Here is a 20,509-nt window from a genome sequence, read left to right on the forward strand (position 1 = left end):
GCGTCAGGCAGGCTCGGCGACCGTACCGAATGCACCTTCGCGCATCAGCAAAATCACCAGCCCGAACGCACCAGCCGCCATCAAAAGAGGCAACGCGTGCCCGCTGATCCACTGACTGCCAGCCCCGGCAGCCAACGGTCCGACCAGACAACCAATGCCCCATAGCTGCGCGATATGCGCATTGGCGCGCACCAGCGCGTCGTCGCGATAACGCTCGCCGATCAGGATCAGTGACAAGGTGAACAAGCCCCCGGCACTGGCGCCGAACAGTACCCACAACGGCCAGATCAGCAACGTGTCGATCAGCAACGGGATTGCCAGACTCGACAGCATCAGCACCACAGCACAACCGGTGAACAACGTGCGTCGCGACAGGCGATCCGCCAACGCACCAATCGGCAATTGCAGCAAGGCATCACCGACCACCACGGTGCTGACCATCGCCAAGGCTATCTCAGTAGTGAACCCCTGACGCAGGCAATAGACCGGCAACAAGGTCAGGATCATCGCCTCGAACGCCGCGAACAGCGCCACACCCCAGGCAATCGCCGGCAGTCCTCGGCAGAAGCGCCACAAGTCGCTGAAGGTCACGCTGCAGGCTTCACTGGTGGGTGCGCCGCTGCGACCCAGCAACAGGAACGGCGCCACCGTGAGCAAACCGACGCCGACCCAGAATCCATAATCGTGTTCGGTGCCCAGAACGCCCAACAGCAACGGCCCGGCCAACTGACTCAGCGCATAGCTGCTGCCGTACAGTGCCACCAGTCGGCCACGCCACTGCTCGACCACCAGCTGATTGATCCAGCTTTCGCCAAGAATGAAGACCAGCGTGAGGATCACACCAATCATCAATCGCAGCACCAGCCACACCGGATAGCTCGGCAACAGCGCCAGCAACCCGATGGATACCGCCCCGGCCCACAAGCACAGGCGCATCAGATTGGCCGTGCCGAGACGCGCCGCCAGATGACTGGAGATTTTCGCCCCCAGCAACACACCAATCGCCGGCATCGCGGCCATTACGCCGATGGCAAACGAACCGTAGCCCCAGCCTTCCAGGCGAAACGATACCAGCGGCATGCTGACGCCCAGGGCCAGGCCGACACTCAAGACAGATGCCAGCACGGCGAAATAAGTCGCCCAACGCATGTTCCACGCTCCTGTGGATATCTTTATGTACAACACAAAACACTGTGGGAGCGAGCCTGCTCGCGATGACGGAGCAACATTCAACATTTTCGTCGACTGTTACACCGCTATCGCGAGCAGGCTCGCTCCCACAAGGGATCTGCGTCGTTCGGGAGGCCTGTTACTTATAGGCCTCCCTTAACGGCTTACAACTTGATCCAGGTCGCCTTCAGCTCGGTGTACTTGTCGAACGCGTGCAGCGATTTGTCGCGACCGTTGCCCGACTGCTTGAAGCCACCGAACGGTGCGGTCATGTCGCCGCCGTCGTACTGGTTGACCCACACGCTACCGGCACGCAGCGCGCGGGCAGTCAGGTGAGCCTTCGAGATGTCCTTGGTCCACACCGCGGCGGCCAAGCCGTAAGGCGTGTCGTTGGCAATCGCGACGGCTTCTTCGGCAGTGTCGAAAGCAATGACCGACAGGACCGGGCCAAAGATTTCTTCCTGGGCAATTTTCATTGCGTTGCTGACGCCGTCGAAAATCGTCGGCTCAACGTAAGTGCCACCGGTTTCCTGCAGCGTGCGCTTGCCACCAGCGACCAGTTTGGCGCCATCGGCGTGGCCGGATTCGATGTAGGACAGTACGGTGTTCATCTGCTGGGTATCGACCAGAGCGCCGACGTTGGTCGCCGGGTCCAGCGGGTTACCCGGCTTCCAGGTTTTCAGGGCCTCGATCACCAGCGGCAGGAATTTGTCCTTGATCGAGCGCTCGACCAGCAGACGCGAACCGGCGGTGCAGACCTCGCCCTGGTTGAAGGCGATGGCGCCGGCGGCGGCTTCTGCGGCAGCTTGCAGGTCCGGGGCATCGGCGAACACGATGTTCGGGCTCTTGCCGCCGGCTTCGAGCCAGACGCGCTTCATGTTCGATTCGCCGGAGTAGATCAGCAGTTGCTTGGCGATCTTGGTCGAACCGGTGAACACCAGGGTGTCGACATCGTTGTGCAGGGCCAGAGCCTTGCCGACGGTGTGACCATAACCCGGCAGCACGTTCAGCACGCCTTTCGGGATGCCGGCCTCAACGGCCAGCGCAGCGATGCGGATGGCGGTCAACGGCGATTTTTCCGACGGTTTGAGAATCACCGAGTTACCGGTGGACAGCGCCGGGCCGAGTTTCCAGCAGGCCATCATCAACGGGAAGTTCCACGGCACGATGGCGCCGACAACGCCCACCGGCTCGCGGGTCACCAGACCCAGTTGATCGTGCGGGGTCGCGGCGACTTCGTCGTAGATCTTGTCGATGGCTTCGCCGCTCCAGCTCAGGGCTTGCGCCGCACCGGGAACGTCGATGTACAGGGAATCGCTGATCGGTTTGCCCATGTCCAGAGTTTCAAGCAGGGCGAGTTCTTCGGCGTGCTGTTTCAGCAGGCCGGCGAAACGGATCATGGTGGCTTTGCGTTTGGTCGGCGCCAGGCGCGACCAGACACCGGAATTGAACGTGGCACGAGCGTTTTCAACAGCGCGCTGGGCGTCGGCGGCGTCACAGCTGGCGACTTTGCCCAGCAGACGGCCATCGACCGGGCTGATGCACTCGAAGGTCTCGCTGGAGACGGCATCGGTGTATTCGCCATTGATGTAGGCGCGGCCTTCGATCTTCAGATCGCGAGCCCGTTGTTCCCAATCGGCACGAGTCAGGGTGGTCATTCGAGTGTCCTCCTCTTATTGAATACGAGCGCCCCGCGTTCTTCGCGGACGTCCCCAGGAATTCTGCCCGGCCAGCCTGCAATTCGGCCCAAGGCAACCGCCACCCTAAACCAGTGACCGGGGTTGTTTCAATATATTTGACATAAGGTCGTTAAACGGCCTTGCGGTGTTCATTTTAATAAACATAGACTTTGGGCTTTCCAGCACCTTTCCAGCCACTCGCGCCGCAATCACGGGGGATAACAACAATGAGCATCCAGAACATCGTCGACTTCAGCCAGGCCGCTACCGAGCCCGAGCGCTACAGACCGGACCAGGCGAAAATCTTGAAGGGCGACCCTGAGCAGGTGGTTTACAACCACTACAACAGCCCGTGTGGCCAGTTGAATGCGGGCGTATGGGAAGGCGCGGTTGGCCAGTGGCACGTGAACTTCACCGAGCATGAATACTGCGAAATCGTTCAGGGCGTTTCGGTACTGCGCGACAACGATGGCAACAGCAAGACCGTGCGCGCAGGTGATCGCTTCGTGATCCCGGCCGGGTTCCGCGGCACCTGGGAAGTGCTGGAGCCGTGCCGCAAGATTTATGTGGCGTTTGAACAGAAGGCCTGAGGATGTGTGTTGTCTGAGCTGGGCAACAACAAATTCAGGCAACAAAAAAGGCCCGTATCTCGCGATACGGGCCTTTTTCGTAAGAGGGAAAAATCAATTACTTGATTTTGCCTTCTTTGTAGATCACGTGCTTGCGAACAACCGGATCAAATTTCTTGATCTCGATTTTGTCCGGAGTAGTGCGCTTGTTCTTGTCGGTAGTGTAGAAGTGACCAGTACCGGCGCTCGAGATCAAACGAATCAATTCACGCATGATTATCTCCCTTAGATCTTGCCAGCTTTGCGGATTTCGGCCAGCACGACAGTGATGCCACGCTTGTCGATGATACGCATGCCTTTGGCAGATACGCGCAGACGCACGAAACGTTTCTCTTCTTCAACCCAGAAGCGGTGATGCTGCAGGTTCGGCAGGAAACGACGACGGGTTTTGTTGTTTGCGTGGGAAATGTTATTCCCAGTCACCGGACCCTTACCGGTAACTTGACATACTCTCGACATGCCTCAGCCCTCTAAAACCACATGCCCAACCCGGCATGGGTTGGCCGCTTAATCTCTCAGTCATTTGGCGCCAGGCGCCGCGTTTCTTTAGAGGTCTTACCGGCTACACCTACAGTGAAGGAACCGGGCCCCTAGAAAAGAGCGCTGCTTTATACCAGAAAGACTGGGGTGCAACAACATTCCGTGTGCACGGACATGATAAAAACCCCGTTTTTCTGGCTCCGAGCGCCTTGGATAAAGGCTATCGTCGATAAAGACCGCTCGTCGCAGAAAATCGGCCAACCGGCCTGTTCAGGGTTTTCCTCGGCCGGCATTCACCGAAAACGATCGCATATAGTCCTCTTAAAATGAAAAAGGGGATAGTCATTTGCAAAAGAGCCCACTAGGGTAAGACGTTTCCAGACTGCACTTGCAGATGGGCCTTCGATCTGTAAAGGAATCCGACCATGCGCCTCGCTGCCCTACCGCTGCTGCTCGCCCCGCTTCTACTGAGCCCGCTGGCCCATGCTGCTGCCCTGAGCGTCTGCACCGAGGCCAGCCCGGAAGGGTTCGACGTGGTGCAATACAACTCGCTGACCACCACCAACGCTTCGGCCGACGTGTTGATGAACCGTCTGGTGGACTTCGACACGGCCAGCGGCAAAGTGGTCGCCGGCCTCGCGGACAGCTGGGAAGTCACCCCCGACGGCCTGACCTACGTGTTCAAGCTGCATCCGCAGGTGAAATTCCACCGCACCGAATACTTCAGCCCTACGCGCGACCTGACCGCCGAAGACGTGAAATTCAGCTTCGACCGCATGCTCGACCCGGCCAACCCTTGGCACAAAGTGGCACAGAGCGGCTTCCCGCACGCGCAATCGATGCAGCTACCGGCGCTGATCAAGAAGATCGACGCGCTCGACCCGCTGACTGTGCGCTTCACCCTCGACCATCCGGATTCAACCTTTCTGCCGACCCTGAGCATGGGCTTCGCTTCGATCTACTCCGCCGAATATGCCGATAAACTGCTGAAAGCCGGTACGCCGGAGAAACTCAACAGCCAGCCGATCGGCAGCGGCCCCTTCGTGTTCACGCGGTTCCAGAAAGATGCCTCGATTCGCTATAAGGCCAACCCGGACTACTTCCGTGGCAAGCCTGCGGTGGACCCGCTGATTTTTGCCATCACCCCGGACGCCAACGTCCGACTGCAGAAGCTGCGCCGCAACGAGTGCCAGATCGCCCTGTCGCCCAAGCCACTGGACGTACAAGCCGCGCTGAAAGAACCGACGTTGAAAGTGGAAAAGACCGACGCGTTCATGACGGCGTTCGTCGCCATCAACAGCCAGCATCCACCGCTGGACAAGCCTGAAGTACGGCAAGCCATCAATCTCGCGTTCGACAAGGCCAGCTATGTCAAAGCCGTGTTCGAAGACACCGCCGAAGCCGCCAACGGCCCGTACCCGCCCAACACATGGAGTTATGCCAAAGGCTTGCCGGGCTACGCGTACGACGTGGAAAAAGCCAAGGCATTGATGGCCAAAGCCGGGCTCAAGGACGGTTTCCAGACCACCATCTGGACGCGCCCATCCGGCAGCCTGCTCAACCCGAACCCAAGCCTCGGGGCGCAGATGCTGCAATCGGATCTCGCAGAGATCGGCATCCAGGCCGAAATTCGCGTGATCGAGTGGGGCGAAGTGATCCGCCGCGCCAAGGCAGGCGAACACGATCTGCTGTTCATGGGCTGGGCCGGCGACAACGGTGACCCGGACAACTTCCTCACGCCGCAGTTTTCCTGCGCGGCGGTCAAGTCCGGCACCAATTTCGCTCGCTACTGCAATCAGGATCTGGACAAGCTGATCAGTGCCGGCAAGACCACTTCCGAGCAAGGCGTGCGCACCAAGCTTTATGAACAGGCCCAGGCGCAGATCCAGCAGCAGGCGCTGTGGTTGCCGCTGGCCCACCCGACGGCCTTCGCGCTGATGCGCAAGGGAGTCGAGGGGTATTCGGTCAGCCCGTTTGGTCGCCAGGATTACTCCAGGGTCAACCTCAAGTAACGCTCGGAAACGCTGCGCAAATGCTTCTCTGTGGCGAGGGAGCTTGCTCCTTCGCCACAGAAGCCCGTCCCCCGCCCTACATCCACCCATACTCGGCCATTGAAAGCGGCTCGCCGTCACCAATGATGAAATGGTCAAGCACCCGCACATCAATCAATTCCAGCGCCTCTTGCAGGCGTTTGGTCAGCGTGCGGTCGGCCTGGCTGGGGTTGGTGTTGCCCGAGGGATGGTTGTGGCAGAGGATCAACGCGGCGGCGTTGTGCGCCAGGGCGCGCTTGACCACCTGCCGTGGATGAACGCTCGTGTTGTCGATCGAGCCGCGAAACAACGCTTCGAAGGTCAGCACCTGATGCTTCGAATCCAGAAACAGGCAGCCAAACACTTCGTGAGGCTCGTGCCGAAGCATCGACTTCAGGTAATCACGAACGGCCTGGGGATTTTCCAGCGCTGGCTTCTGACGCGCGCGCTCGGCCAAATGTCGCCGCCCCATTTCCAGAATCGCCTGCAACTGAGCGAATTTCGCCGGACCGAGCCCTAATTGCTTGCTGAATGTTGCTTGATCGGCTTCCAACAGCGAACGCAGACTGCCAAATTGGCTCAACAAGTGTCGCGCCAGATCCACCGCACTTTTACCGGCCACCCCGGTGCGTAAAAAAATCGCCAGCAGCTCGGCATCCGAAAGGCTCGCCGAGCCCAACTCCAGTAATCTCTCCCGCGGGCGCTCCGCCGCCGGCCAATCCCGAATACTCATAACACCTCCCTGGTCTGTGGGCGCCGCTGTTCCGTAGCGGTCGCTGTGATATCGTAGCCCATCTTTTTTGCGGGCGATTTCACTCCTGGGGAGGGGGTACCGCCACGCAGTCATCAACGAAATGAAAGGCAGACCTATGCAGCGGCTGTATCGGAAACGCATCGTTCTGGGCGTCGGCGGCGGTATTGCCGCCTACAAGAGCGCTGACCTGGTTCGCCGCCTGATCGACCAGGGCGCCGAAGTGCGCGTGGTCATGACCCGTGGCGGCAGCGAGTTCATCACCCCGCTGACCATGCAGGCCCTGTCCGGCCACCCGGTTCATCTGGACCTGCTCGACCCGGCGGCCGAAGCCGCGATGGGTCATATCGAGCTCGCCAAGTGGGCCGACATGGTGCTGATCGCCCCCGCCACTGCGGACCTGATCGCCCGCCTGGCCCAGGGTATTGCCGACGATCTGCTGACCACACTGGTGCTGGCCACCGACGCCGTGGTCGCCGTAGCCCCGGCGATGAACCAGGCCATGTGGCGCGACCCGGCCACCCAGGCCAACCTGCAAACCCTCGAAAGCCGCGGCATCAAAGCCTTCGGCCCGGCCTCCGGTAGCCAGGCCTGTGGTGACGTCGGTCTGGGCCGCATGCTCGAAGCCGTCGAACTCGCGCAATGCGCGGCGGACTGCTTCCAGCGCCAGGCGCTGACCGGCAAACACGTGCTGATCACTGCCGGCCCGACCCAGGAAAACATCGACCCGGTACGCTACATCACCAACCACAGCTCCGGCAAAATGGGCTTTGCCCTGGCCGAAGCGGCGGTTGAAGCCGGCGCCCGCGTGACCCTGATCACAGGCCCCGTGCACCTGCCAACCCCGGATCGCGTCACGCGCATCGACGTGGTCAGTGCCCGCGACATGCTCGCCGCTTGCGAAGCCGCGATCCCTTGCGACCTGTTCATTGCCTCGGCAGCGGTCGCGGACTACCGCCCCGAAGTCGTTGCCCCACAGAAACTCAAGAAAGACCCTACGAACGGCGACGGCTTGTTACTACAAATGGTGCGTAACCCAGACATCCTGGCCACCATTGCCACCCGCCCCGACCGTCCGTTCAGTGTCGGTTTTGCCGCCGAAACCGAACACCTGCTCGACTACGCTGCGCGCAAGTTGAAAGACAAAAACCTCGATTTGATCGTCGCCAACGACGTCGCCAACCCAAGCATTGGCTTCAACAGCGAAGAAAACGCCTGCAGCGTGATCGACCGGGAGCTACACGCCACACTTTTCGCCCAGACCAGCAAGAGCAAGATTGCTCGCCAGCTGATCACTTTTATCGCCGAACGTCTGAACCAGGTTTAATTTACATGCACGCTTTGCAAGCCAAGATCCTCGACCCCCGCATCGGTACCGAATTTCCGCTGCCGCAGTACGCCACCCCAGGCTCCGCCGGCCTCGACCTGCGCGCCATGCTGGAAAAAGACACCGTGATCAAGCCGGGCGAAACCGTGCTGATTCCGACGGGCCTGTCCGTCTACATCGGCGATCCAGGTCTGGCCGCGCTGATTCTGCCGCGCTCCGGCCTGGGCCATAAGCACGGCATCGTGCTGGGCAATCTGGTCGGCTTGATCGACTCCGATTACCAGGGTCCACTGATGGTTTCGTGCTGGAACCGTGGGCAGACCGACTTCAACATGGTGGTGGGCGAGCGTTTGGCACAGTTGGTTTTGGTGCCAGTGGTTCAAGCGCATTTCGAGATGGTCGAAGAGTTCGTTGAAACCCAGCGCGGTACGGGCGGTTTCGGGCATTCCGGCAGCCATTGATCGGATAGACGGCGACCCTGTGGCGAGGGAGCTTGCTCCCGCTGGGTTGCGTAGCAACCCTTAAATACTGTGAGTGCTCCGCACTCAAGCGGGAGCAAGCTCCCTCGCCACAGGATGCTGAAATCGCACAGCCGTCATCTGCAAGGTTTACTACTGAAAACCAAGGCATTGACCGGCCAGATGCTGACTGAAACCGGTGTCATGGCCTTTTCGCACCACGAACTCTCTGTGGAAAACGTCGTCATACCCTTCAGTTCGAACCCGCCAAAGCGTTCTTCGCGTGCAGGTCCAGCCACTTTCGAGATGGAGCATTCCTACAGATGAACACCCCCGCCCAAGTCGCACCCAAGTTCCCTGACAGCATTTTCCGCGCCTACGACATTCGCGGCACCGTCCCGGAATTCCTGAACGCTGAGACCGCTTACTGGCTCGGTCGCGCCATCGGCGCCCAGAGCCTGGCCGAGGGCGAACCGAACGTTTCCGTTGGCCGTGACGGTCGCCTGTCCGGCCCGGAACTCGTCGAACAACTGATCAAAGGCCTGGCCGAGGCTGGTTGCCATGTCAGTGACGTGGGCCTGGTGCCAACGCCGGCGCTTTACTACGCCGCCAACGTACTGGCCGGCAAGTCGGGCGTGATGCTCACCGGTAGCCACAACCCGTCGAACTACAACGGTTTCAAGATCGTCATCGCTGGCGATACCTTGGCCAACGAACAAATCCAGGCCTTGCACGACCGCCTCAAGACCAACAACCTGAGCAGCGGCAAGGGCAGCATCACCCAAGTCGAAATCCTCGACCGCTACAACACTGAAATCGTCGGGGACATCAAACTGGCTCGCCGCCTGAAAGTCGTGGTCGACTGCGGTAACGGTGCGGCCGGTGTGATCGCTCCGCAACTGATCGAAGCGCTGAACTGCGAAGTCATCCCGCTGTTTTGCGACGTCGACGGCAACTTCCCGAATCATCACCCGGACCCGGGCAAGCCTGAAAACCTTGTCGACCTGATCGCCAAGGTCAAGGAAACCAACGCCGACATCGGCCTGGCCTTCGACGGCGACGGCGACCGCGTTGGCGTGGTGACCAACACCGGCAGCATCGTCTACCCGGACCGCCTGCTGATGCTGTTCGCCCGCGACGTGGTGGCGCGCAACCCGGACGCGGAAATCATCTTCGACGTCAAATGCACCCGCCGCCTGACGCCGCTGATCAAGGAATACGGCGGTCGTCCGCTCATGTGGAAGACTGGTCACTCGTTGATCAAAAAGAAAATGAAACAGACCGGCGCCCTGTTGGCCGGCGAAATGAGCGGGCACATTTTCTTCAAGGAGCGCTGGTTCGGTTTCGACGACGGCATTTACAGCGCCGCGCGGCTGCTGGAGATCCTGAGCAAGGAAAAATCCACGGCGGAAGAGCTGTTTGCGACCTTCCCGAACGATATTTCTACGCCGGAAATCAATATCCATGTGACCGAAGAGAGCAAATTCAGCATCATTGATGCATTGCACGACGCGAAGTGGGGCGAAGGCGCCGACCTGACCACCATCGACGGCGTGCGAGTCGACTATGCCAAAGGCTGGGGCCTGGTGCGCGCGTCCAACACCACACCGGTGCTGGTGCTGCGCTTCGAGGCCGATGACGAGGCTGAATTGCAGCGCATCAAGGACGTATTCAAAGTCCAGTTGAAGCGTGTTGCACCTGATCTCCAACTACCGTTCTGATTCACCCGGAGCCCTGAATGACCCTCGAACGCGAAGCCGCCGCCAACACCGCCAAGGTCCTGTCCGAAGCGCTGCCTTACATTCGCCGCTATGTCGGCAAGACGCTGGTGATCAAATACGGCGGCAACGCGATGGAAAGCGAGGAGCTGAAAACCGGCTTCGCCCGCGACATCGTGCTGATGAAAGCCGTGGGCATCAACCCGGTGGTGGTTCACGGCGGTGGTCCGCAAATCGGCGACCTGCTCAAGCGTCTGTCGATCGAGAGCCACTTCATCGATGGCATGCGCGTGACGGATGCGCAAACCATGGACGTGGTGGAAATGGTCCTCGGTGGCCAGGTGAACAAGGACATCGTCAACCTGATCAACCGTCATGGCGGCAGCGCCATCGGCCTGACCGGTAAAGACGCCGAGCTGATTCGCGCGAAAAAACTCACCGTGACCCGCCAGACCCCAGAGATGACCCAACCGGAAATCATCGACATCGGCCAGGTGGGCGAAGTGGTCGGGATCAACACCGACTTGCTGAACCTGCTGGTAAAAGGCGACTTCATTCCGGTGATCGCGCCAATCGGCGTCGGTGCCAACGGCGAGTCGTACAACATCAACGCTGACCTCGTGGCCGGTAAAGTCGCCGAGGCGTTGAAGGCTGAAAAGCTGATGCTGCTGACCAACATCGCTGGCCTGATGGACAAGTCGGGCACGGTTCTGACCGGCCTGACGACTCAGCAGGTGGACGATCTGATCGCCGACGGCACCATCTACGGCGGCATGCTGCCGAAGATCCGTTGCGCGCTGGAAGCGGTTCAGGGCGGCGTGGGCAGTTCGTTGATCATCGATGGTCGGGTACCGAATGCGATTCTGCTGGAGATCTTCACCGATACGGGTGTGGGTACGTTGATCAGCAATCGCAAGCGTCACTGATTCAAAAACGTTAAAAGATCGCAGCTTTTGGCAGCGCCTTCGGATGTAAGAAAATTCCGTAGGCTCTGAAGAAATCTGCGATTTTTTTTATGGGCATAGGAAATGCCTGACCTGATTCAGCGAAACGCCTGACATCGCTCAGGAATCAATCTGCATAGGATCTTCCCTGTATCCACAGGAGGACTCCCTCATGAAAAAAGATTACGTTCCTTACGGCAGCGATGTTTCCCCAGGTACTTACGAGTGTGTCGACTGCGGCCACCAATATTCGAATCAGGCCAAAACTTCGATGCCGCCGTGTCCACAGTTTCGTAAAACCGTGCATTCGCGCTATGGCTGGAAAATTCTCACCGGCCAAGGCGACGCAGTGAAGGATCCCTATCCGGAGAAATCGGAAAAACCTGGAATCAAAAGCGCCGAGGTCATCAAACCCGCGAGCAAAAAATAACCTCGCGGACGCCCACGATCCAGAAAAAAACCCCGATCAGCCTGACTGAGCGGGGTCTTTTTTCGCCTGCGATCCCTGAGGGAGCTGCCGTTATACGCCGAATTGGGCGCGGTAAGCTTCTACAGCTGGCAGGTGCTGCTTGAGCTGCGGATCGTCAGCCAGGAATTCCAGCACCTGATTCAGCGAAACAATGCTGATCACCGGAATGCCGAAGTCACGCTCCACTTCCTGGATTGCCGACAACTCACCGTTGCCACGCTCCTGACGGTTGAGGGCGATCAGCACGCCCGCCGCCTTGGCGCCGTCCTGGGAAGCGATGATCTGCATCACTTCGCGGATCGCGGTGCCAGCGGTGATCACGTCGTCGATGATCAGCACGTCACCGGTCAACGGTGCGCCAACCAGGCTGCCGCCTTCGCCGTGGGCCTTGGCCTCTTTACGGTTGAAGCACCATGGCAAATCACGGTTGTGATGTTCAGCCAGGGCCACCGCAGTGGTCGCCGCCAACGGAATGCCCTTGTACGCCGGGCCAAACAGTACATCGAACGAAATACCGCTCTCGACAATGGCTGCCGCGTAGAAACGACCCAGCTGCGCAAGGGCGGAACCGGTGTTGAACAGGCCGGCATTGAAGAAGTAAGGACTGGTGCGCCCGGACTTCAGGGTGAACTCACCGAAGCGCAAAACGCCGCGATCGATGGCAAAACGAATGAAATCGCGCTGATACGCTTGCATGAAAAAAACCCCAAATACCACGGATTTAGCTAATTAGGTTGACGCCGTGTATCATACACGCACGCGATTTTTGGGGCCATTTATGCGGATCATCAGTGTGAACGTCAATGGTATTCAGGCTGCAGTGGAGCGAGGTTTGCTCAGTTGGCTGCAAGCACAGAATGCCGACGTCATCTGCCTGCAGGACACCCGCGCCTCCGCCTTTGAACTGGACGATCCAGCCTTCCAACTGGATGGCTACTTCCTTTATGCCTGCGAAGCAGAAGTTCCCGCCCAGGGTGGCGTGGCTTTGTATTCGCGGTTGCAACCGAAGGCAGTCATCAGCGGTCTCGGGTTCGAGACGGCCGACCGCTACGGGCGCTACCTGCAAGCCGATTTCGACAAGGTCAGCATCGCGACCTTACTGCTCCCTTCGGGGCAGAACGGCGATGAAGACTTGAACCAGAAGTTCAAGCTAATGGACGATTTCGCCCGTTATCTGGATAAACAGCGGCGCAAACGTCGCGAGTACATTTACTGTGGCTCGCTGTACGTGGCGCAACAGAAGCTGGATATCAAGAACTGGCGCGACAGCCAGCAATCCCCGGGCTTCCTGGCACCTGAACGTGCCTGGATGGACGAGATTGTCGGCAACATGGGTTATGTCGATGCCCTGCGCGAAGTCAGCCGGGAAGGTGACCAGTACAGCTGGTGGCCGGATAATGAGCAGGCAGAAATGCTCAACCTGGGCTGGCGCTTCGATTACCAGATACTGACCCCGGGCCTGCGCCGCTTTGTACGCAGTGCGCGCCTGCCACGTCAGCCACGGTTCTCGCAGCATGCTCCGCTGATCGTTGACTACGACTGGACACTGACTATCTAGTTTTCGCTGACACGAAAACCTGCTGACCGGTGAACGAAAATGCCCGTATCGAAAGATACGGGCATTTTTCTTATGGGTTATCCCTTCACGCAGCAGCGAGGAATGGCAGCGCCAGATACAACTTGATCACGATCACATTAATGATGTCGATGAAGAAAGCACCCACCATTGGCACCACCAGAAACGCTATCTGCGAAGACCCATAACGCTGCGTCACCGCTTGCATGTTTGCGATGGCAGTTGGCGTTGCACCCAGTCCAAAACCGCAATGCCCTGCCGCCAGAACGGCGGCATCGTAGTTACTGCCCATCATTCTGAATGTCACGAAAATCGCAAACAGCGCCATGACCAACGCTTGCGCAGCGAGGATGATAAAGATCGGCAAAGCCAGTGCGGCCAGATCCCACAGCTTGAGCGACATCAAGGCGATCGCCAGAAACAGCGATAAGCTGACATTCCCCAACACGGAAACTTCACGCTCAAACACCTGATACAAGCCAAGCGCTGAAAGCCCGTTCCGTAAAATCACCCCCACGAACAAGACGCAAACGAACGTCGGCAGCTCAAATGCAGTTCCTTGGAGCTGACCATTCAGGAGAGAACCCACCAGCAAACTGACCGCGATCAGAGCGAGCGTCTCGACAAACGAAAATGGCGTGATCGAGCGCTCTTTGTTCGGTTGCTCAAACCCCCTTGGCAGCCGTGGCTTTTCTTGCGTAAGACCGGGCACCTGGACACGCTTGATGAGCAGGCGAGCGACCGGACCACCAATCAAACCGCCCAACACCAGGCCGAACGTCGCAGAGGCCATCGCGAGCTCGGAGGCAGAAGCCAGACCGTACTTCTCACTGAACACCGTTCCCCACGCAGCGCCTGTACCGTGACCGCCCGCCAGGGTAATCGAGCCTGTCAGCAGGCCCATCAACGGATCGAGCCCCAACGTTTTTGCCAGCGCGAGGCCCATGGCATTCTGGACCACCAAAAGCGTGGTGACCGCCAGTACAAAGATCCCCACTACGCGCCCGCCCTTCTTCAGGCTGGCGAAGTCTGCACTCAAGCCGATGGTGGCAAAAAATGCCAGCATCAAGGGCGTTTGCAGTGAGGTGTCAAACCGGACGTCAATATCGAGCCCCCGCAAAGCCAGGAGAAGCAGAGCAACCACCAGGCCGCCTGCTACAGGCTCAGGGATATTGTAGTTACGTAAAAAACCGATTCGTGTGACCAGCCCGCGCCCCAGTAACAGTACTAAAGAGGCGGCCACAAGTGTTCCATAAAAATCGAGCTGAACCATTGGGATTATTCTTTGATATATATTCAGGGGCGAACTTTTTACCTGGACACGCCTCTTGAACAGGTTGATTTATCAACGCTGGTTAGTTTTGGATTCAAGGACCGTCAATGGTCAGAATATATCGAAATATTTCTTGATAAATATTACTTGGCGCAACTCTATCAACCGCCAAGTCAGATTGCCAAGCTCATACACGGCACTGAAGCTTTACAGTTGTGACTAAAAGTGTAGGGGAGAGAGTTATACAAGTGTAAATCTGGGCAGAGGCTTAGCCTGTCGGGCACGCATCTTTTACATCGGGAGAAAGTTTTAACTTTAAAAAAAGAAAAGTCCTACACGGCAGGGTAATTAATTTCAAGTTTCGGTGCACTGCGTTTTGCCGCTGAATTTTAAATGTGAAAGCGAGCTTGCTCGCGAAAGTGGTGTATCACTCAACTTAAGTGTTGAATGATAAGCCGCTTTCGCGAGCAAGCCCGCTCCCACATGAATTACGTGCTACTGGCTACTTGATCAACCGCCAAGTAAACGGATACCGGTACGGCACGCCCTCATTGGCTTTCACGCCAGCAATGATCGTCAACACCAACGCACCAATCGCCACCAGCCCAAACAGGAAGAACCCGATGATCACCACCATCAGCAAGAAGCAGATGGCGGAGGCAATGGCGACGGTGATCTGGAAGTTCAGCGCCTCCTTGCCCTGCGCATCGACAAACGGGTCCATCTCGCGCTTCATCTGCCAGAGAATCAGCGGGCCGATCAACGTGCCGAACGGAATCCAGATTCCCAGCAAGGCGGACAGATGACAAAACATTGCCCACTGCCGAACCTCTTTGCTCGGGGTGGGAAGCAGCTCTTGCTCGTCACTCATGATGTCCTCCTTGTCTGGAATGGTTCCGGTCAGTCAGCCAGTGCAGCCTTTTGCAATTCGAAGATTTCGGTCATGCCTTTCTTCGCCAGCTCCAGCATGGCATTCAGCTCTTCAGGCTGGAACGGCGCACCTTCGGCGGTGCCCTGCACTTCGATGAAGCCACCGGTGCTGGTCATTACCACGTTCAAGTCCGTCTCGGCAGCCGAGTCTTCCAGGTAGTCGAGGTCGAGCACAGGCTCGCCCTGATACATGCCCACCGAAACGGCCGCGATCATTTGCTTGAGTGGGTCGCCGCCTTTCAGGCCGCCACGCTTCTTGATGACTTTCAAGGCATCGACCAGTGCAACCATGGCACCGGTAATGGACGCCGTGCGGGTGCCGCCGTCAGCCTGGATCACGTCGCAGTCGACGTACAGGGTAACGTCGCCCAGCTTGGACATGTCCAGCGAGGCGCGCAGGGAACGACCGATCAGGCGCTGGATCTCCAGGGTCCGGCCGCCTTGCTTGCCACGGCTCGCTTCACGCTGGTTACGCTCGCCGGTGGCGCGCGGCAGCATGCCGTATTCGGCGGTCAACCAGCCTTGGCCCTGGCCTTTGAGGAAACGCGGCACGCCGTTTTCAACGCTGACAGTGCAGATGACTTTGGTATCACCGAACTCGACCAGCACAGATCCCTCGGCGTGTTTGGTGTAGTTGCGGGTAATGCGGATCGAGCGGAGCTGATCGGCAGCGCGACCACTTGGACGTTTCATAGGGAATACCTGTACGGAGGACGGAAAACTGCCGAGCATTATAGAGCCGCGCGCCAAGACTGGGCACTTCTAAAAAAGCCGCCCGACGATTGAAGGGCCTGGTTTGAGCTTAGAACAGCGCTTAACCGACGGCCTGCAGCCCTTTGTCACACCGTGTGTTTGGGCGCATCCGCCCCACTGCGCTACAATCCTGCGCCTTTGCTGCCTCTTGGCTTCAATTCACAGATAGCGGGTCCGCGAAACCTTTGGTAACGCATGGACCTGCATTGCGAGGTACCTCCATGGTGCACAGCATGACCGCCTTCGCCCGCGTCGAAAAAGCCGGCGCCCAAGGCACCCTGAGCTGGGAACTGCGCTCGGTCAACAGCCGCTACCTGGAACCCCACCTGCGCCTGCCCGAGTCGTTTCGCGACCTCGAAGGCGCGGTCCGCGAGACACTGCGTCAGGGCATCTCCCGAGGCAAACTCGAGTGCACCCTGCGCTTCACCGAAGAAAACACTGACAAACCCCTGCAAGTGGACCGCGAGCGCGCCGCGCAACTGGTTGCGGCCGCCGAAACCATCGCAGGCCTGATCAAGAATCCGGCGGCGCTGAACCCGCTGGAAGTGCTGGCATGGCCCGGCGTTCTGGTCGGCGACGCCAGCGACCCGCAAGCCTTGAATGCCGAAGCGCTGGCACTGTTCAACGAAGGCCTGAAAGAACTCAAGGCTGGCCGCGAGCGCGAGGGCGCAGAGCTGGCACGGTTGATCAACGATCGCCTGACCTCCATTGAAGAAGACGTGGTGACCCTGCGAGAACTGGTCCCGCAGATGCTCGCCACCCAGCGCCAGAAAGTCCTCGACCGCTTCGCCGATATGAAAGCCGAGATGGACCCGCAGCGCCTGGAACAGGAAATGGTCATGCTCGCGCAAAAGAGCGACGTCGCCGAAGAACTGGATCGCCTGAGCACTCACATCATTGAAGTTCGCCGGGTGCTCAAGTCCGGCGGTGCTGCCGGTCGGCGCCTGGACTTCCTGATGCAGGAACTCAACCGCGAAGCCAACACACTGGGCTCCAAAGCCTTCGACCCGCGCAGCACACAGGCAGCGGTCAACCTCAAAGTGTTGATCGAGCAGATGCGCGAACAAGTGCAGAATATTGAGTAAGGCAAACCCGACATGACCCACAGCACCGGCACCCTGTACATCATTTCCGCCCCTTCGGGCGCGGGCAAGAGCAGCCTGGTCAAGGCCCTGACCGACACCAACCCGGAGATCCGCGTATCGATTTCCCACACCACCCGTGCCATGCGCCCGGGTGAAGTGGACGGCGTGAACTACCACTTCGTGAGCCGCGAAGCCTTTGTGAAGATGGGCGAACACGGCGATTTTCTGGAGCGCGCCGAAGTATTCGGCAACTTCTATGGCACCTCGCAAAGCCATCTGCAGCAAACGCTGGACGAAGGTCACGACCTGATTCTGGAAATCGATTGGCAAGGCGCCGAACAAGTGCGAAAGCTGATGCCTCAGGCGCGTTCGATCTTCATTCTGCCGCCATCGCTGCAAGCCTTGCACCAGCGCCTGACCCACCGTGGCCAGGACAGCGACGAGATCATTGCGGGCCGGATGCGTGAAGCCGTCAACGAAATGAGCCATTATGTCGAGTACGACTACCTGATCATCAACGACGATTTCTCCCACGCACTGGATGACCTGAAGGCGATTTTCCGTGCCAATCAATTGCAACAGAAGCGCCAACAGGTGCGTTTCGGCATGTTGCTGGCTGAATTGCTGGGCTGAAACAGCTCTTCCCAAAACCGCTGCAAGGGCTTTACATTGGCACTTGCAGCGCGTTGAAGGGCTTGGTCAAAAAATCAGCGCTTCCCTAATCGCTGGTGATTTTTTAAACTGTTGAGTCCGCTCGCCCAACCGGGCAGCGCGCATATTGCATTCGCTCCGAGGAATACCATGGCCCGCGTAACCGTTGAAGACTGCCTAGAACACGTGGAAAACCGCTTTGAGCTGGTCATGCTCTCTACCAAGCGTGCCCGTCAACTGGCCACAGGCGGCAAAGAGCCACTGGTTCAGTGGGAAAACGACAAGCCTACCGTTGTAGCCCTGCGTGAAATCGCCGAAGGCCTGATGAGCTACGAGTTCATCGCCAACGCTGAAATCGTCGAAGACGAACCGCTGTTCGCAGCGTTCGAGGACGAGTCCAACGAGGCCGTCTAAGCCTATGCCTGGTCGACGTAGCACGGCGCGGGGTCACAACGAACGGCAGGAGTCATCATGCCGAGCATAGACGCCCTCGCCGATCGCTTATCGACCTACCTCGGCAAGGACCAGGTCAACCTGGTCCGCCGAGCGTACTTCTACGCCGAACAAGCCCACGACGGCCAACGCCGCCGCAGCGGTGAGGCGTATGTCACGCATCCTCTTGCCGTGGCCAATATTCTTGCCGACATGCACATGGACCATCAGAGTTTGATGGCCGCGATGCTGCATGACGTGATCGAAGACACCGGTATTGCCAAGGAAGCGCTGCAAGCGCAGTTCGGTGAAACCGTGGCCGAACTGGTCGATGGCGTCAGCAAGCTGACCCAGATGAACTTCGAGACCAAGGCCGAAGCACAAGCCGAAAACTTCCAGAAGATGGCCATGGCCATGGCGCGCGACATTCGCGTGATCCTGGTCAAGCTCGCCGACCGCCTGCACAACATGCGCACGCTGGAAGTCCTGTCTGGCGAAAAACGCCGGCGGATCGCCAAGGAAACCCTGGAAATCTATGCACCCATCGCCAACCGGCTGGGCATGCACGCCATTCGCATAGAATTCGAAGACCTCGGCTTCAAGGCGATGCACCCGATGCGTTCCGCACGGATCAACCAGGCGGTCAAGCGCGCCCGGGGCAACCGCAAGGAAATCGTCAACAAGATCGAAGAGTCCCTCAGCCACTGCCTCGCCATCGACGGTATTCAGGGTGAGGTCAGCGGTCGTCAGAAACATCTCTACGGCATCTACAAGAAAATGCGCGGCAAGCGTCGGGCCTTCAACGAGATCATGGACGTCTATGCGTTCCGTATCATCGTCGACAAGGTCGATACCTGCTACCGCGTGCTGGGTGCCGTGCATAATTTGTACAAACCGTTGCCGGGTCGCTTCAAGGATTACATCGCGATCCCCAAGGCCAACGGCTATCAATCGCTGCACACCACGCTGTTCGGCATGCACGGCGTACCGATCGAGATTCAGATCCGCACCCGTGAAATGGAAGAGATGGCCAACAATGGCATCGCCGCCCATTGGCTGTACAAATCCAGCGGCGACGAGCAGCCCAAAGGCACTCACGCCCGCGCCCGCCAGTGGGTCAAAGGCGTGCTGGAGATGCAGCAACGCGCCGGCAACTCGCTGGAATTCATCGAGAGTGTGAAGATCGACCTGTTTCCGGACGAGGTCTACGTGTTCACGCCCAAAGGCCGGATCATGGAGCTGCCCAAAGGCTCCACGGCAGTCGACTTCGCTTATGCGGTGCACACCGACGTCGGCAACAGCTGCATCGCCTGTCGGATCAATCGTCGTCTCGCGCCGCTGTCCGAACCGCTGCAAAGCGGCTCCACGGTCGAGATCGTCAGCGCTCCCGGCGCACGGCCGAATCCGGCGTGGCTTAACTTCGTGGTCACCGGCAAGGCGCGGACGCATATCCGTCACGCACTCAAACTGCAACGCCGCTCCGAATCCATCAGCCTGGGCGAGCGCCTGCTGAACAAGGTGCTGAATGGCTTCGACAGCTCGCTGGAAAAAGTTGCGGCGGAGCGCGTCAAGGCGATGCTCACCGAGTACCGTCTCGAACTGATCGAAGACCTGCTCGAAGACATCGGCCTGGGTAATCGCATGGCTTACGTGGTCGCCCGCCGCCTGTTGGGCGAAGGCGAACAGTTGCCAAGCCCGGAAGGCCCGCTTGCGATTCGCGGCACCGAAGGTCTGGTCCTCAGTTACGCCAAGTGCTGCACGCCGATCCCGGGCGACCCGATTGTCGGTCACCTGTCCGCAGGCAAAGGCATGGTCGTGCACCTGGACAACTGCCGCAACATCAGCGAAATCCGCCACAACCCGGAAAAATGCATCCAGCTCTCGTGGGCCAAGGATGTCACCGGCGAATTCAACGTCGAGCTGCGCGTCGAGCTGGAACACCAGCGTGGCCTGATCGCACTGCTGGCCAGCAGCGTCAACGCGGCCGACGGCAATATCGAAAAAATCAGCATGGACGAGCGCGATGGTCGCATCAGCGTGGTTCAACTGGTGGTCAGCGTGCACGACCGCGTGCACCTGGCCCGCGTGATCAAGAAACTGCGCGCACTGACCGGGGTGATTCGCATCACCCGCATGCGCGCCTAAGCCAACCTA

At 58.9% G+C, this 20,509-nt stretch carries 20 protein-coding genes and 1 pseudogene; 12 read left to right on the forward strand and 9 right to left on the reverse strand.

Features of this window, described 5'->3' with window-relative positions:
* Positions 1 to 3: 3 nt before the first annotated feature.
* Positions 4 to 1,149, reverse strand: a complete 1,146-nt coding sequence (locus tag B723_RS04005) for an MFS transporter (protein ID WP_017341474.1) — start codon at positions 1,147 to 1,149, stop codon at positions 4 to 6.
* A 185-nt stretch (positions 1,150 to 1,334) separates the two neighbouring features.
* A complete protein-coding gene (locus B723_RS04010) occupies positions 1,335 to 2,828 on the reverse strand; it encodes an aldehyde dehydrogenase (RefSeq protein ID WP_017341475.1) in 1,494 nt (497 codons plus the stop codon).
* A 248-nt stretch (positions 2,829 to 3,076) separates the two neighbouring features.
* Here B723_RS04010 and B723_RS04015 point away from each other — a divergent pair, with 248 nt between their 5' ends.
* Positions 3,077 to 3,439, forward strand: a complete 363-nt coding sequence (locus tag B723_RS04015) for a cupin domain-containing protein (protein ID WP_017341476.1) — start codon at positions 3,077 to 3,079, stop codon at positions 3,437 to 3,439.
* A 97-nt stretch (positions 3,440 to 3,536) separates the two neighbouring features.
* Here B723_RS04015 and rpmG read toward each other — a convergent pair whose 3' ends face one another.
* The gene (gene rpmG, locus B723_RS04020; protein WP_007894709.1) at positions 3,537 to 3,692 is read right to left on the reverse strand and encodes a 50S ribosomal protein L33; all 156 of its coding nucleotides are present in this window, start codon (positions 3,690 to 3,692) and stop codon (positions 3,537 to 3,539) included.
* An 11-nt stretch (positions 3,693 to 3,703) separates the two neighbouring features.
* Positions 3,704 to 3,937 (reverse strand): 50S ribosomal protein L28, encoded by a 234-nt coding sequence (gene rpmB, locus B723_RS04025; RefSeq protein WP_007894701.1) that lies wholly within the window; start codon positions 3,935 to 3,937, stop codon positions 3,704 to 3,706.
* Positions 3,938 to 4,383: 446 nt separating this feature from the next.
* On the opposite strand from rpmB, the gene B723_RS04030 reads away from it, so the two are divergent.
* A complete protein-coding gene (locus B723_RS04030; RefSeq protein ID WP_017341477.1) occupies positions 4,384 to 5,970 on the forward strand; it encodes an ABC transporter substrate-binding protein in 1,587 nt (528 codons plus the stop codon).
* A 76-nt stretch (positions 5,971 to 6,046) separates the two neighbouring features.
* Here B723_RS04030 and radC read toward each other — a convergent pair whose 3' ends face one another.
* Positions 6,047 to 6,721, reverse strand: coding sequence for a RadC family protein (gene radC / locus B723_RS04035; protein ID WP_017341478.1), 675 nt, complete (start codon positions 6,719 to 6,721; stop codon positions 6,047 to 6,049).
* 136 nt (positions 6,722 to 6,857) lie between these two features.
* On the opposite strand from radC, the gene coaBC reads away from it, so the two are divergent.
* The 5 genes and pseudogenes from coaBC (at position 6,858) to B723_RS04065 (ending at position 11,616) form a co-directional block, all read left to right on the forward strand.
* Entirely contained in the window at positions 6,858 to 8,066 is a 1,209-nt protein-coding gene (gene coaBC, locus B723_RS04040; protein ID WP_017341479.1) for a bifunctional phosphopantothenoylcysteine decarboxylase/phosphopantothenate--cysteine ligase CoaBC, read from the forward strand.
* A 5-nt stretch (positions 8,067 to 8,071) separates the two neighbouring features.
* Positions 8,072 to 8,527, forward strand: a complete 456-nt coding sequence (gene dut / locus B723_RS04045; RefSeq protein WP_017341480.1) for a dUTP diphosphatase — start codon at positions 8,072 to 8,074, stop codon at positions 8,525 to 8,527.
* 341 nt (positions 8,528 to 8,868) lie between these two features.
* Positions 8,869 to 10,245 (forward strand): annotated as a pseudogene (locus B723_RS04055) (phosphomannomutase/phosphoglucomutase); the annotation flags it as partial.
* Between the two features lie 17 nt (positions 10,246 to 10,262).
* A complete protein-coding gene (gene argB / locus B723_RS04060) occupies positions 10,263 to 11,168 on the forward strand; it encodes an acetylglutamate kinase (protein ID WP_008007602.1) in 906 nt (301 codons plus the stop codon).
* A 190-nt stretch (positions 11,169 to 11,358) separates the two neighbouring features.
* On the forward strand, positions 11,359 to 11,616 hold the full coding sequence (locus tag B723_RS04065; protein ID WP_017341483.1) for a hypothetical protein: 258 nt from the start codon (positions 11,359 to 11,361) through the stop codon (positions 11,614 to 11,616).
* Between the two features lie 90 nt (positions 11,617 to 11,706).
* Here B723_RS04065 and pyrE read toward each other — a convergent pair whose 3' ends face one another.
* Positions 11,707 to 12,351 carry an orotate phosphoribosyltransferase gene (gene pyrE, locus B723_RS04070; RefSeq protein WP_017341484.1) on the reverse strand — a complete coding sequence of 215 codons (645 nt, stop codon included), beginning with the start codon at positions 12,349 to 12,351 and terminating at the stop codon, positions 11,707 to 11,709.
* Positions 12,352 to 12,433: 82 nt separating this feature from the next.
* Between pyrE and B723_RS04075 the strand changes: the two genes are divergently transcribed.
* Positions 12,434 to 13,213 carry an exodeoxyribonuclease III gene (locus B723_RS04075; protein WP_008030595.1) on the forward strand — a complete coding sequence of 260 codons (780 nt, stop codon included), beginning with the start codon at positions 12,434 to 12,436 and terminating at the stop codon, positions 13,211 to 13,213.
* Positions 13,214 to 13,298: 85 nt separating this feature from the next.
* On the opposite strand, the gene gltS is transcribed toward B723_RS04075, so the two are convergent.
* From gltS to rph, 3 genes are all read right to left on the reverse strand, one after another.
* Positions 13,299 to 14,504, reverse strand: a complete 1,206-nt coding sequence (gene gltS, locus B723_RS04080; protein ID WP_017341485.1) for a sodium/glutamate symporter — start codon at positions 14,502 to 14,504, stop codon at positions 13,299 to 13,301.
* A 502-nt stretch (positions 14,505 to 15,006) separates the two neighbouring features.
* Positions 15,007 to 15,375, reverse strand: a complete 369-nt coding sequence (locus B723_RS04085; protein WP_017341486.1) for a DUF4870 domain-containing protein — start codon at positions 15,373 to 15,375, stop codon at positions 15,007 to 15,009.
* A 29-nt stretch (positions 15,376 to 15,404) separates the two neighbouring features.
* Positions 15,405 to 16,127, reverse strand: a complete 723-nt coding sequence (rph, locus tag B723_RS04090; RefSeq protein ID WP_010465211.1) for a ribonuclease PH — start codon at positions 16,125 to 16,127, stop codon at positions 15,405 to 15,407.
* A 281-nt stretch (positions 16,128 to 16,408) separates the two neighbouring features.
* Between rph and B723_RS04095 the strand changes: the two genes are divergently transcribed.
* The 4 genes from B723_RS04095 (at position 16,409) to spoT (ending at position 20,500) form a co-directional block, all read left to right on the forward strand.
* Entirely contained in the window at positions 16,409 to 17,272 is an 864-nt protein-coding gene (locus B723_RS04095) for a YicC/YloC family endoribonuclease (RefSeq protein WP_017341487.1), read from the forward strand.
* A gap of 12 nt (positions 17,273 to 17,284) precedes the next feature.
* The gene (gene gmk / locus B723_RS04100; RefSeq protein WP_017341488.1) at positions 17,285 to 17,905 is read left to right on the forward strand and encodes a guanylate kinase; all 621 of its coding nucleotides are present in this window, start codon (positions 17,285 to 17,287) and stop codon (positions 17,903 to 17,905) included.
* Between the two features lie 168 nt (positions 17,906 to 18,073).
* The gene (rpoZ, locus tag B723_RS04105; RefSeq protein WP_003177259.1) at positions 18,074 to 18,337 is read left to right on the forward strand and encodes a DNA-directed RNA polymerase subunit omega; all 264 of its coding nucleotides are present in this window, start codon (positions 18,074 to 18,076) and stop codon (positions 18,335 to 18,337) included.
* 57 nt (positions 18,338 to 18,394) lie between these two features.
* The gene (gene spoT, locus B723_RS04110; protein WP_017341489.1) at positions 18,395 to 20,500 is read left to right on the forward strand and encodes a bifunctional GTP diphosphokinase/guanosine-3',5'-bis pyrophosphate 3'-pyrophosphohydrolase; all 2,106 of its coding nucleotides are present in this window, start codon (positions 18,395 to 18,397) and stop codon (positions 20,498 to 20,500) included.
* Positions 20,501 to 20,509 lie beyond the last annotated feature (9 nt).

The sequence above is a fragment of the Pseudomonas fluorescens NCIMB 11764 genome, from assembly GCF_000293885.2.
Taxonomy (GTDB): Bacteria; Pseudomonadota; Gammaproteobacteria; order Pseudomonadales; family Pseudomonadaceae; genus Aquipseudomonas; species Aquipseudomonas fluorescens_B.